Annotated in this window: 8 protein-coding genes; 3 read left to right on the forward strand and 5 right to left on the reverse strand. The window is 71.9% G+C overall.

The window, feature by feature from the left end:
* Positions 1–42 precede the first annotated feature (42 nt).
* Both KBI44_09345 and KBI44_09350 read left to right on the forward strand, forming a co-directional pair.
* A complete protein-coding gene (locus KBI44_09345; protein ID MBP9144674.1) occupies positions 43–1,056 on the forward strand; it encodes a tetratricopeptide repeat protein in 1,014 nt (337 codons plus the stop codon).
* The gene (locus tag KBI44_09350; GenBank protein ID MBP9144675.1) at positions 1,044–2,759 is read left to right on the forward strand and encodes a CRTAC1 family protein; all 1,716 of its coding nucleotides are present in this window, start codon (positions 1,044–1,046) and stop codon (positions 2,757–2,759) included. Before KBI44_09345 ends, KBI44_09350 begins: the two co-directional genes overlap by 13 nt.
* Here the strand turns inward: KBI44_09350 and KBI44_09355 are convergent.
* Positions 2,737–4,476 carry a CRTAC1 family protein gene (locus KBI44_09355; GenBank protein ID MBP9144676.1) on the reverse strand — a complete coding sequence of 580 codons (1,740 nt, stop codon included), beginning with the start codon at positions 4,474–4,476 and terminating at the stop codon, positions 2,737–2,739. The genes KBI44_09350 and KBI44_09355 overlap by 23 nt on opposite strands.
* A 72-nt stretch (positions 4,477–4,548) precedes the next feature.
* On the opposite strand from KBI44_09355, the gene KBI44_09360 reads away from it, so the two are divergent.
* Positions 4,549–6,693, forward strand: coding sequence for a CRTAC1 family protein (locus KBI44_09360; GenBank protein MBP9144677.1), 2,145 nt, complete (start codon positions 4,549–4,551; stop codon positions 6,691–6,693).
* On the opposite strand, the gene KBI44_09365 is transcribed toward KBI44_09360, so the two are convergent.
* From KBI44_09365 to KBI44_09380, 4 genes are read right to left on the reverse strand one after another with little or no spacing between them, the layout of a single operon-like run.
* Positions 6,687–7,973 (reverse strand): hypothetical protein, encoded by a 1,287-nt coding sequence (locus tag KBI44_09365; GenBank protein ID MBP9144678.1) that lies wholly within the window; start codon positions 7,971–7,973, stop codon positions 6,687–6,689. The genes KBI44_09360 and KBI44_09365 overlap by 7 nt on opposite strands.
* Entirely contained in the window at positions 7,970–9,652 is a 1,683-nt protein-coding gene (locus tag KBI44_09370; GenBank protein MBP9144679.1) for a peptidylprolyl isomerase, read from the reverse strand. The genes KBI44_09365 and KBI44_09370 overlap by 4 nt, the downstream gene beginning before the upstream one ends.
* Complete coding sequence (locus tag KBI44_09375) at positions 9,649–11,682, reverse strand: sulfatase-like hydrolase/transferase (GenBank protein ID MBP9144680.1); 2,034 nt, start codon at positions 11,680–11,682, stop codon at positions 9,649–9,651. Before KBI44_09375 ends, KBI44_09370 begins: the two co-directional genes overlap by 4 nt.
* Positions 11,679–13,244, reverse strand: coding sequence for a peptidylprolyl isomerase (locus KBI44_09380; protein ID MBP9144681.1), 1,566 nt, complete (start codon positions 13,242–13,244; stop codon positions 11,679–11,681). Before KBI44_09380 ends, KBI44_09375 begins: the two co-directional genes overlap by 4 nt.
* Positions 13,245–13,293: the final 49 nt, after the last annotated feature.

Raw genomic sequence — 13,293 nt, forward strand, 5'->3', positions numbered from 1 at the left:
TCTACCAGCCGACCTGGAGCCCGGGATGCTAGTCTCGAGTCGTTGCTCCTACTCGCGTTTCTCGCGCTCCTCGCGATCACGGGTGAAACCGCGCCGTCGCCCTCCGGCTCGCCCTCGGAGACCTCCGCGGCTCCGACGGCCGGTCCGATGACCGAGGTGCTCGCCGACGTCCAGGCCAGGCGCTGGGGCGCGGCCGAACCGGCGCTGCGCGCGGCGCTGGTTCGGGCGCCGCAGGCTCCCGTTCTGCACTTCCTGCTCGGCGAGACCCTGGCAGGGCTCGGGCGGCGCGCCGAGGCGGTGACCGAGCTCGAGCAGGCGGTCGCGTTGCGCCCGGACCGGCCGCGCTTCTGGCACTCCCTGGCGCGCGTCGAAGCCGATTCAGGCCACTGCGAGCGCGCCCTCGTCGCACTCGACCGAGCGCTCGCGCTCGCCGCCGAGCCGGTCTACCAGTACGACTCCGCCACCTGTCTCGTCACTCTGGGCAGACTCCAACCGGCGGCGGCTCGCCTCGATCGCGCTCTCGCGGGGGCGCCGCGCCACTTTGCGGCGCTTCTCCTGCGCGCCACGGTCGCGCGCGATCTCGGCGATCCGCAGGGGGCAAGGAGCTTCGCCGACCGGGCCCTCGCGCTGGCGCCCTTCTCCCCTGCCGCGCACACCGCCCGGGGCATGGCCCTCCTCGATCTCGAGCGGCCGGCCTCGGCAATCGACGACTTCCGCGCCGCGCTCACCGAGGCGCCGGCACGATTCGAGGCCGGCTATGGACTGACGCAAGCGCTCCGCGCCCTCGACCGCAGGGACGAGGCCGCGGCGGAGCTCGCGCGGATCCAGGAGTTCTCGCGCCAGCGCGAGCGCGCCGAAGAGCTGACCGCAGCGCTCCAGCTCGCACCCGAAGCGACCGCGCAGCGCGTCGAGCTCGCGCGGCTCCTCCTCGCGTCGGGAGAGGCCTCCGCGGCGCTGCGCCAGCTCGAGGTCGCGGTGGCACGCGCGAGCACGGATGCGGCGCTACAGGAACTTCTGGCTCGAGCGAAGGAGAGGAAAGCGCGATGGGAACCTTGAACCAGCGCTTCGCTCCGGCCCTTGGATTGATCGCGCTCCTGCAAGGGAGCGCGGCGCTCGATTCGAGCGCCCTGGAATACCCGCCGAGCGTTGCAGCGCCGAGCGCGGCGGCCTGGCTCCACGACGCCACCGTCGAGCTCGGTCTCGACTTTCGTCATCGCACCGGCGCCGCGGGCCGCAAGCTCCTCCCCGAGACGATGGGCGCCGGCGGCTGCCTGCTCGACGCCGACGGCGACGGGTGGCTCGATATCTATCTCGTTCAGTCGGGTCCCCTGCCGCCCACCTCGGCACCCGAGGCGGCCAATCGCCTTTTCGTGAGGCGCAACGGGCGCTTCGTCGAGCGCGACCCCGGCGACGCCGCCGATCGCGGCTACGGCCAGGGTGCCGTCTGCGCCGACGTCGACGGCGACCGCGACGTCGACATCTATGTCACCAACTTCGGACCCAACGTGCTCCTGCTGAACGACGGGAACGGGCGCTTTGCCCGCGCGCCCGCCGGTTCTGGCGCGGAAGATCCGCGCTGGAGCTCGAGCGCCGCCTTCGCCGACCTCGACCGTGACGGCGACCTCGACCTCTATGTCGTGAACTACGTCGACCTCGACCTGGAGCTGCAGCCGCGCTGCCGGCGAACGAGCACGCCCGATCTCTTCTACTGCCATCCCGACCTCTTTCGCGCTGCCCCCGATTCGGTCTGGGAGAACCTCGGCGACGGACGATTCCGCGACGCCACCTCTCGCTTCGGGGTTGCGGACGCCGAGGGCAAGGGCTTGGGCGTCGTCGCCTCGGATCTCGATGAAGATGGATGGAGCGACCTGTACGTGTCGAACGACTCCACACCCAACTTTCTCTGGCGCAACCGGGCCGGGCGCCTCGTCGAGGACGGACTCGCTTCGGGCGTCGCTTTGAACGGCGCGGGACGCACCGAAGCCGGCATGGGGGTCGACGCCGGCGATACCGACGGCGACGGCCGGCTCGACCTCATCGTGACCAACCTCTCGCTGGAGACCAACACGCTTTACCTCGCGACCGACAGCGGTTTTCGCGACGCCACGCGCGGCGCCGGTCTCTTCGCACCCTCCCTCGCCGTGCTCGGATTCGGCGTCGACCTGCTCGACCTGGACCTCGACGGCGACCTCGATCTGGCCGTGGCCAACGGCGACGTGCTCGACAACATCGAGCTGCTGAACGACGGCCTGTCGTATCGCCAGCCCGGGCATCTCCTGCAGAACGACGGACGCGGCCGTTTCACCCTTCTCGATCCGAAGTCCACCGGCGGCTTTGCCGAGCCCCGGGTGGCACGGGCACTGCTCACCGGCGACATGGACAACGATGGGCGCCCCGACCTCGTCGTCACCGAAAGCGGCGGTCCGGCGCGCGTCTACTTGAACCGCGCTCCCGCCGGGCACTGGCTCGGACTGAAACTCGAAGGCAGGGGTTCGAACAGTCAGGCGATCGGAGCCCTGGTCGACTTCGACCGCGGCGGGCGGCGGCTCGTCGAAGAGGTGCGGGCCGGAGGAAGCTATCAGGGGAGCAGCGATCCTCGTCTGCACTTCGGTCTGGGAGCGGACACGAGCCCGGTCGCCGAGTTGCGGGTGCGCTGGCCCGACGGCTCGCGCGAGCTCTTCGGTCCGCTCGCCGCCGACCGCTACCACCCGCTCCGTCAGGGCGAGGGGCGAGCGATCAGCGCGCCTTCGCCGCGCTAGTCTGGACCACGACATGCAGGCGATCGAGGGTCGTCAGGCTCTGCGTCTGGGTTGCGCCGTCGGGCCAGCGGATCGCGACCGTCACCGGCCCGCTCCAGCCGCCGAGTCCGACATGCAGGTCGAGCGCCGACTGCGAGAGGAAGCTCCCGCCGCTGCGGGTGTGGCGCAGCAACGTCCGTCCGCCGGCCTGGACCTCGACGCGGGCACCCAGCACGACCGCGGAGCCGCGCCGGTCGACGAGCCTCAGTCCGAGCCAGTGACCCGGCTGCGCGGTTTCGTTGCGCAGCAACTGGGTGGGCCCGTTGGTACGGGTGATGAGCAGATCGACGCGCCCGTCACCATCGACGTCGGCGCTCGCCAGCCCGCGGCTCACCGCGCGCTCCGCGAAGCCCGGCCCCGCGGAGGCACCCAGGTCGGTGAACCGGCCGCTGCCGTCGTTGGCAAAGAGCTGATTGGGCTGGGCATACGCGAGCCCGGCTTCGAAGATCTCGATGTTGTCGACGGCGTGCCCGTTGGCCACGGCAAGGTCGAGGTCGCCGTCGTTGTCGGCGTCGAAGAGCTCGACACCCCATCCGACATGGGGCCACGAGGCCTCGGCGACGCCGCGCCGCCTGCCCTCGTCCTCCCAGAGCCCGGGAGCAATCTTTCGATAGAGGTTGTTCGGTTCGGTCGAGTAGTTCGTCTTGACGAGCTCCACCGTGCCGTCGCCGTCGACGTCCCCCGCCGCGAGACCCATTCCGGCCTGCGCCGCACCCATGTTCGACACGGCGGTACCGAGGAGCAGCGCTTCGTCGGCGAAAAAACCGTCGCCCCGGTTGACGTAGTGCCGGCTCGGCGTGCCGTCGTTGGCGACGAAGATATCGAGATCGAAATCACCGTCCAGATCCTGCATCAGGACGCCGAAGCCCTTCTCGTCCGCTCCGGCAGCGATGCCCCGGCGGCGGCTCTCATCCACGAAACGGCCCTTGCCGTCGTTGATGTAGAGCGAATCGGCGACGCCGGAGAAAGCGTCCGGCCGGCAGTAAGCACGCACCCCGCGCGCGCGGTCGCCGCACCAGGGGTTGCGGTCGAAACTGAAATCGACGTAGCGCGCCACATAGAGGTCGTGATCGCCGTCGCCATCGACGTCGCCGAAGGCGCAGCCGCTGTTCCAGCGCCGGTCCTCGAGACCGGCGCGCGCGGCAATCTCCTCGAACCGTCCCCCGCCCAGGTTGCGGAAGAGCAGCAGCGCTGCGTACTCGGTGACCAGGATGTCGACCCGGCCGTCGGCATCGACGTCTCCGACGCAGACTCCCATCCCGAAGCCGCTCCCCGCGACGCCGGAGCGCTCCGTGACGTCGACGAAGCGGCCGTCGCGGTTCTCGAACAACTTGCGGGAGCGCGGCGCTTGCGCGGCCGGCATCCTGGCACCCGGGGCGACGGGCGCGGCGGCACCTTGAAGCAGCAGCACGTCCGCGTCGCCGTCGCCGTCGAAGTCGACGAAACCGCCACCGCTCTCGGCGCTCTCGACGTAGAACTTCTCGCCGGTGCGGAAGTCGGAATGGACGAAGTCGAGCCCGCGCTCGTGGGCGACGTCGCGAAACGGCTGCGCCGCGGCGCCCGCGTTGACCGCGATGAGCAGGAAAGCCCACCCCGCCGCCGTCCGAAGAGCCAGGGCGGAGTTCCGCCGTCCCGCGATCGCGCTATCGTCTCCGCAGTGGATCTCCGGTCGTTGCACGCGTTGGCTCTGCTACTCATCCTAGTCCCTTCCGCGACCGGTTGTGGAGGGCAGGATGCCGCGACCGCGCGCATGGCCGCCCGGCTCGAGACAGCCGCGCGCCGCCTCGAAAGCACTTCGCCCGTCTTTCGCGTCACCGCTCTGCGCGACGAGCTCGCGGCGACGCCCTGGCCGGAGGAAGGCCGTCAGCGTCTCGCTTTCGCCCTCAACCTGGCGCGTACGGAGCTCTACGCCGGAAATCCGCGCGCCGCAGCCGAGGCGGTCGAGAAGCTCCTCGACGAGGGCGCGGCCGAGCTTCCAGCCGAAGGCCGGCGGCTGGCGCTGCGGGTCGCCGCCACCGCCCGCCTCCGCCAGGCCGAAATCGAGAATTGCATCGGCGGTCACGGGCCGGAGAGCTGTCTCTTTCCGCTCCAGGGCGGGGGCGTCCATCAGCGGCGAGCGGCGACCCTTGCAGCGCGTGCGCACCTCGAGGCCTGGCTCGCCCAATCGCCCGACGACGCCACGGCGCGCTGGCTGCTGAATATCACCGCGATGGCGCTCGGCGAGTGGCCCGCGGGCGTACCCGAAGCGCTGCGCATTCCGGCGGAGATCGCCGGATCCGGGAGCTCCGAGAGTCCATTCCCGCGCTTTCGCGACGTCGCCATGAGCGCCGGCCTGACCGAAAGCTCGCTCGCCGGCGGTGTCGCCGCCGAAGACTTCGACGGCGACGGGCTGCTCGATCTCGTCGTCTCCGCCTGGGGACCGCGCGACCCACTCCGCCTCTTCGCCGCCGACGGGCACGGTGGCTTCGCCGACCGTTCCGAGCACGCCGGCTTCGCTGGCCTGGTCGGCGGCCTCAATCTGAACCACGCTGACTACGACAACGACGGCGACGCCGACCTGCTGATCCTGCGCGGCGGCTGGCTCACTCGCGACGGCAGCCTCCCCTCTTCGCTGCTCGAGAACGACGGTTCCGGGCGCTTCTCCGATGTCACCGAGGCCGCCGGGCTGCTCTTCGCGGCGCCGACCCAGACGGGGGCCTGGGCGGACTACGACCTCGACGGCGACCTCGACCTCTTCGTCGGCTTCGAGTCGACGCCCGGCGACCCCCATCCCTGCCGTCTCTATCGCAACCGCGGCGACGGGCACTTCGACGACGTGGCGCGCGAGGCCGGGCTGGACGTCGTCGGCTACGTCAAGGCCGCCATCTGGGGGGACGTCGACAACGACGGCCGCCCCGATCTCTTCCTGTCGCGTTTCGGCGAAGCCAATCTGCTCTTTCGCAACCTGGGGAATGAGGACGGCCGGGCGGTCGCCGGTGCGCGCTTTGCCGACATCACGGCGCACGCCGGTGTCGCCGAGCCCCGCTTCTCGTTCCCGGCGCTCTTCTTCGACGCCGACGACGACGGCGACCTCGACCTCTTCGTGGCCGGTTTCACGCGCGACTTCTTCGGCGAGTCCCTGGACGACGTCCTCGCCTCCTGGCTGGGCGAGGCCTCGACCCCCGAGCTCCTGCCGAAGTTCTACCGCAACCGCGGCGACGGCACGTTCGAAGACCGCTCCCAAGCGGCCGGGCTCGACCGCCCGATCCTCGCCATGGCGGCCAACGTCGCCGACCTCGACGGCGACGGGCGCCTCGACCTCTACCTGGGCACCGGGGCGCCGGACTTCGCCGCGCTGCTACCCAACGTTCTGCTGCACAATCGCGCCGACGGCCGGCTGGTGCAGGCGCAGAATGCGGCGGGGGTGGGACATCTGCAGAAGGGACACGGCATCGCCATCGCCGATTTCGACCAGGACGGCGACGAGGACATCTACGCCGTGCTCGGCGGCGCCTGGCCCGGGGACACCTACTACGACGCGCTGTTCGAGAGCTCGGCGTCGCCGGCCGCGTGGGTCGGCCTCGAGCTTTCGGGCAGCACTGCGAACCGGGCCGCGATCGGCGCCCGGATCGAGCTCGATCTCGAAACTCCGATCGGTCCGCGGCAGATCTTTCGCTGGGTGCAGACCGGCGGCAGTTTCGGCTCCTCGTCCTTGCGGCGGACGATTGCACTGGGCGAGGCCACGGCGATCCGGCGTCTCGTCGTGCGCTGGCCGGGCGGAGGCGAGGAGAGCTTCCCGCGGCCCGAGCTCGCGCGGAGCTACGGCTTGATCGAAGGGTCCGGTGCTGTGGCACCGCTGGCGCGCGGTCCATTCCGGCTCGGCACCGCCGGGCGCCACGAGCACCTGCCTCACTGAGGCGAGGGCGCCGCGAAGCGCTCGAGATCTGCGAGCACCTGCTGACGCTCGCCGGCGCGGCCCAGCAGCTCGAGCTGCCGCGCCAACTCCTCCACCCACTCGCGCTTCCAGGGCGCCCATCGCACCGCCCGGCGCAGGCGATCGAGCCCTTCGGCCTCGTTGCCGAGGCGCTGCTCGGCACGCGCCAGGACGACCTCGCAGCGCGCGCAGGGCGCGCCAGCCGAGCGGCCCGCGAGGAGCGCCACGAGCCTGCCACGCGCCGCCTCCGGCGCCCCTTCGTCGAGATCGAGCAGCGCCAGCGACGTCGCCGCCCCCGGATCGAGCGGCGCGAGCCGTTGCACGTGCTCGAAGAGTTCGCGCGCCAACCTGCCGCGTTTCGCCGCGTAGGCCGAGCGTCCGAGCTCGCCCAGCTCGTCCGGCGTCAGCGCGGGCGCCAGCTCGCGCGCCAGGACTTCGGCCTGGCCAAGGTCGCCGACAGCGAGCCACCATCGCACACGCAGCAGCCGGAGATCCGGCAGCGACTCTCCGAGCTGCGCCTCGAGATCGGCGAGGAGCGCGAGACCCTCCCGCGGCGAGGGCGCTGCGGCGCTCCCCTCGCCGAGCAGGGCGCGCATCTGCCGGTGGATCCCGAGCCAGCGCTCTGCGCCCTCCCTGTCCCCTTCGCGCAGCGCGCTCCGGCCGAGCAGATAGGCCGCCCTGAGACGCGTCGGCCCAGCGCCCAGGGCCTGCAGGGCGTGACCCTCGACGGCGGCGAAATCGTCGAGCTCGTAGGCAATCTCGGCCGCGAGCAGATGGATGTAGGGCAGATCCGGAGCGCGCAAGAGCGCCTGGTCGATCGCGGCGCGCGCCGCGGCGGCATCGCTCGCCATCAGCGCCCGGGCGCGCAGGGCATGCGTCTCGGCCTCCGACTCCGGCAGGTGAGTGGCTTCCGCGTAGGCCGCCGTCCAGTTGCCGGTGAGCAGCCGGGCCTCGACTCCTTCCCGCCGGGCCAGCATGTCGCCGGGCATCCGGACGAGATAGCGATCGAGGCGAATGAGGCCTTCGCTGGTACTGATCTGGGTGCCGCGCAGCCACGCGAGCGCCGCGCTGCGCAGGGCGGGGAGATCGTCCGGATGGGATAGCACCACCTCGCCCCAGAAGCCCCGGGCGAGATCGGAGCGCCCCTCCATCTCCGCGGTCAGCGCACGCTGGCGAGCGAGCTCAGCGCCGTCGCGTGCACAGGCCGAGAGGGCGAGGGTCCAGCCCAGAAGAGCGAAGGTACGCCGGAGCAGGGCGTTCACTCTCCGGCGGTGGGCGCCGGAGCCGGCGGCGCCGCAACCAGACGACTCACCAACACCTGGCGGTAGCTCTCGAAGGCCTCCTGCGGAGCGAACTCCACCCTGTAGGCCAGGAAGAGCTCGCGGCGCGAAGCGGCGACCAGCTCCTCGCGATGCTCACCGAGCCAGGCGCGGCGCACCTCCTCGGAGCTCTCGGCGAAGCCGCGGTCGCGCGCCGGAGCGAAGGCGTCGACTCGCACGAGGTGCAGCGCGCGGCCGGCCTGATAGGGACCGAAGACCTCGCCTTCGGCGAGGGTCTCGAGCGCCAGACGCGCCAGGGCGGGCTGCCGCGTCACGATCTCGCGCACGGCGCCGCGCGGCAACGATACGAACCGGGCGCCCGCGCCGACGAGCTCGCGATCGCGCCGCGAGCGCAGGGCCTCGACGTGGCCGAGCACTCGCTCCTGGACCTGCAGCGGATCGACTCCGGCGGCAACCGGCCAGGAGGCGAGGGTCAACTCGACCTCCGGTTCGGTGCGGAACCGCTCGACGGCGCCGGCGTGAAAGGCACGGAGCGTCTCCGGGTCGACGGCCTCGAGCGCCTTGCGCAGCCGTGCCTCGCGCGCCCTCTCGAGAGCCAGGTCGTGCCGCGTCGTCGCCTCGAGCCGCGCCACAGCCTCGGGCCCGCTTTCGCCGTAGGCGCGCGCCAGGAGGGTAAGGCCGACGCGGCGCCAGGCGGCGTCGGAGATCGACTCGCCGGCGGCACGACCAGCGAGCGCCTCTTTGCCCGTCACGCGTTCGCCGTCGAGCTCGAGCAGCAGCACGTCGGGCGGCAGCGGATCCTGGATCCCCTCGAGCGCCCGAACCGGCTTGCCGAGGCGCGCCAGCTCTGCCCGCACCAGACTGCGGTACCACTCGCGCCGTCGCTCGTCGGCGATCTCGCGCGCCAGCTCCGGCGCAGCCAGGTTGAGATCCGGCGCCGAGGCCGGCTCGATCGAGGTCACCAGAAAGAGCTGGCAGCCGGCCGGAGTCGGAACCGGGGGGCTCACGACACCTGGCTCGAGCCCGAAGAGAACCTCTCTGGGTCCCTTGCGCAAAGCCTCGGCGGAAAGCGGTCCGATCTGGCCTCCCTGGGCGCGCGACTCCGAAGAGGAGTGGGCACGCACGAGCTGCTCGAAGCTCTCCCCGGCGACCGCCGTCCGGCGGAGCTCCTCGGCGCGGCGGCAAGCGTCCTCGAGGCTTTCCCCGGCCCCGGGGGCTACCAGCAAGTGGCGAAAGGTCCGGCGCTCCGGACGACGGTGACGCGCCCTTTCGCGCTCGAAGCGCGCCGCGATCTCGGACGGGCGGACCTCGAACTCGGCGTTGTGCCCGGCGAGCCAGGCGGTGGCGCGGCGGTCGCGCAGGCGGTCGCGCAGCAGCTCCGCGAAACCGGAGTCGCGCGTGGCGAGCTCGAGCTCACCGTTCGCTTCGAGCAGGCGCTCTTCGACGAGGCTCTCCACCATGCGCCGGATCTGGATCGGATCCTCGCCCGCCGCCGGATCGGCCGGCTTGCCGAAGCGCGCATCGACCGCCTCGACGACGAGCTCTCCACCCTCCCAGCGGGCGAGCACCCCTTCAGGAAACGGCGGCGGCCCGGGTTGCCCGGGTTGGTGGCAGGCGGCGAGGAGTCCCAAAGACAATCCGGCGACGACGACTCGTTTCACCCGCTCTTCCCCTTCCCGGAAAGCAGCGCCTCGACCAGCCTCCGGCTCGGCTCATGCGCCGGCGCGAGCCGCGCCGCCCGCTCGGCCGAGCGCAGCGCACCGGCGCCCTCGCCCCGAGTCTGCTGCAGCAGTGCCAGGTTGTACCAGCCGAGCGCGAAGTAGGGTGAATCCGCGAGCAGCTCGCGGTACAGCTCCTCGGCGTCTCGGTCGTTGCGTCGAGCGTGGAGGTTGGCGCGGTAGAGGCGCAACCAGACGTTTCCGGGCTCGCGCTCGAGACCCTGAACGTAAGCCGTCTCGGCCGCCGCCGTGCGACCCAGCTGCGCCTCGACCCGACCGATCCAGGCCAGAGCGCCGGCCGAAGGCTCGGCAATCTTGCGCAGCTCGGCCAGACCCTCTTCCATCGCACCGCCTTCGATCCGCAGTTGCCCGAGGAGTTGTCGCGCCTCGAGGTCTTCGGGCACACGCTGCAGGGCCAGTTCGAGCTCCCGGCAGGCGCCCGCCAGGTCGCCGCGCATCGCGGCGATGATCGCCACGCCGCGGATTGCCTGGGAGTTCGCCGGCGAACGCGACAGCACCTGCCGCCAGAGCGCCTCGGCGCGGCTCCAGTCCTTCTGTGCCATCGCACCCTTGGCCTCGGAAAAGGCCGAGATGTCGACGACCAGCCGGTATGGATCCGGGAGCCCCGCGACGTCGAGCATGTCGGAGAGCTGCTGGATGTCGCCGCCGCCGGCCGCGAGATAGCCCAGCGCCTGGAGCTTGGCGCGGGTCTCGACGTCGAGCGCCTGCGCGGCGCGGGCAGGTGCGGCCTGCTCCTGCGCTGCGAGGAAGCCGGAGAGGTCCCGGAGCAGTGCCGCCGTCTTCTGCGGCTCGGCGGCGAAACGGTCGTCGATCTCGGCGGCATCGACGGCGAGATCGAAGAGGTGCGGTGCCGGGCCGTGCACCAGCCGCCAGGAGCCTTCCATCCAGGCGGTGAGCTGCGACCAACCCTGGGAGGTCCGCGGCGCCAGGGTCTCGAAGTAGGCCTCGAAACGGGGCCAGCCTGCTGGACGGACGCCGCCCGAGGCGAGGAGCGGAACGAGGCTCGTGCCGCGGCGCGCATCGGCCGGCGGCTCGAGGCCGGCGAGCTCGGTGACGGTCGCGAAGAGCTGCGTCGAGATCGTCCACTCGGTCGTGCGGCCCACCGGCACGCCGGGTCCGTGGAGGATCAGCGGCACATGCAGCGTCGGCTGGTGGAGGAGGACCCCGTGCGTCAGCTCGCCGTGCTCCCCTTGCGCCTCGCCATGGTCGGCGGTGACGACGACGAGGGTGCGGTCGAAGCGGCCGGACTCGCGCAAGAAGGTGAACAGCCGGCCGAGCTGCTCGTCGAGGCCGGCGATCTCGCCGCGATACGGATCGGCGGCGAAGCGCACGTCCCACGGCGCCTTCGGCAGCAGCGGCTGATGGGCATCGAAAAGATGGATCCAGGTGAAGCGCGGGCCCGCCTCCGGCAGCTCGCGAAGATGGGCGATGGCGCGGCCGATGACCGCCGCTGCCGGACGCTCGGGGAAGTAGACCCCCGGCCCACCCGGCCCCTCCTGCGGCAGGTCGTCGTCGAAAACCGCGAAGCCCTGGTTCAGGCCGAACTTCGCCGAGACCGGAAAGGATCCGATGAAGGCGCTGGTGCGGTAGCCGGCCTCTTCGAAAAGCTCGGCGATCGTGAGCTGGTCGGGGAGGAGGGCGAAGAGCCCATTGTCGCGCGCGCCGTGCGCCGGCGGATAGAGCCCGGTGAAGATCGAGGCGTGCGCCGGCAGGGTGATCGGTGCCGGCGTCAGATGCTCCGCGAAAAGGAAACCGTGCCGCCCGAGGTCGTCGAGATTCGGCGTGTGCGCCTGCGCGTCGCCGGTGATGCCGAAGCGATCGGCGCGCACCGTGTCGAGAGTGACGATGAGGACGTCGGGGCGCGGCCGGCCACAGCCGGCGCCGAGACCGGCGAGCGCTCCGACACCGAGCAGGAGCGCAGCCGCCCGGGAGCCGCGTCGTCGGTCCTTCACCTCACGCCCTCGGCGACCCACTGGCGTCCCGCGTCCGTCAGCTCGAAACCGGCCAGCAGCTCGGTCGCTCGCGCCGCCAACCCCGCCCGACGGCGCTCGGCGCGGATCGCCGCACGGACCTCCGGCGCCGCCTCGGCGGCGGCGAGCGGACGCGCGGCCTCTCGCGCCGTCACCTCCACGACCACCCAGTCGAAAGCGTCGTGAATCGGCGCGCTGAGCGCACCCGGCGCGAGGTCTTTCACCTGCTCGAACACCTGTGGACCGAGCTCGCCGGCGACCTCGATCAGCGGACGCAGGTCGACGACGGAGAGCGCCGCGGCAGACAGCGCCCTCGCGGCGGCGACTGCCTCGAGGCCACCGCCCGTTTCACGCGACGCCACGATCTCGGCCTCCAGCCGACGCTCCTCCGCGAACGGGTCGCGGTCGCGTGGAATCGCCAGGCGCAGGAACCGCACTGCCATCTGCTCGGGTCGCCGGTAGCGCGCGGGGTTCGCGGAGAAGCGGGCGGCGATCTCTTCTTCGGTCGGATCCACGATCCGGCTCTCGGCCGCTCTCTCGATCCGGCTGCGCAGGCGGAGATCGGCTGCAACGTCGTCGCCGCGCCGCTGCTCCTCCAGGCTCAGGCGCCTCTCGAGGCGAGCGAGATGCCAGAGCCGCTCGCTCTCGATCCAGGCCGAAAGCCGCTCCGGTGGGTCGGCGCTCGCCACTACGGCGCGCACGAGCTCCCCCGGCATCGTCGTCTCGCCGATCCTGAGATAGGCCGGCAGACCGTCGCTCGCGGGCTGTCCCAACTCTGCCCGTGGGGCTCGCGCCAGCGCCTGCCGCCGATTGTCGGCGACCGCCGCGGCGCGCCGGCGAGCGAGCTCGCGCTCGACGTCCTTGTCGGTGAGGCCACGGCCTGCCGGGAAGTGCTCCTCGACCCAGAACAGGTGGACACCGGGGCCGGTCACCACCGGTGCGCTCACCTGTCCGAGCGGCAGCGCCCGGATCACCACTTCGGCCTCGGGGCGCAGGAATCCCGGCTTGACGACCCCGAGCCGCCCGTTGCGGCGGGCCGACTCCGACTGCGAGATCGACCGAGCCTGGCGCCCGAACTCCTCGAGCGTGCGCAGTGTCGGGCAGAGGGCCGCGAGCCGTTCGACTGCCGCCGAACGCTCTTCCTCGGTCGCTGCGGCGAGGAAGATGTGCGACAGCCGCCAGCGCTCCGGCAGATCGGGCAGGGAGCGCTCGAGCTCGGCGCGCACGGCCTCCCCGGCCGGCGTCGCGATCGGCAGGTCATAGCCGCGCGCCGCCCAGCGCCCAAGAAAGTCGTCGCGGCGAAAGGCCTCGGCCCGGGCCTCGAGGGCGGGGTCGTCCCCGGGCTGGCCGATAGCCCGGCGCAGGGCGCAGCGGCGCAGGACGTCGAGCCGGCCGCGCTCGCCATCGAGCCCCTTCACGGCGCGGAACTGCGCCTCGTCGCGCCCGCGGTAGCGCTCTTCGCGGACGGCGTCGTCGAGCGCGACCTCGGCACCGGCGAGGCGGGCGAGGACAGTCGCGGTGGTGAGAAGTTGGACGAAGTTCATCACTTCTTCAGTGGGGACTCCCGGCACGGCTCCGGCACAAACAAAGAGC

Source organism: Thermoanaerobaculia bacterium (assembly GCA_018057705.1).
In the GTDB taxonomy this organism is placed as follows: Bacteria; Acidobacteriota; Thermoanaerobaculia; order Multivoradales; family JAGPDF01; genus JAGPDF01.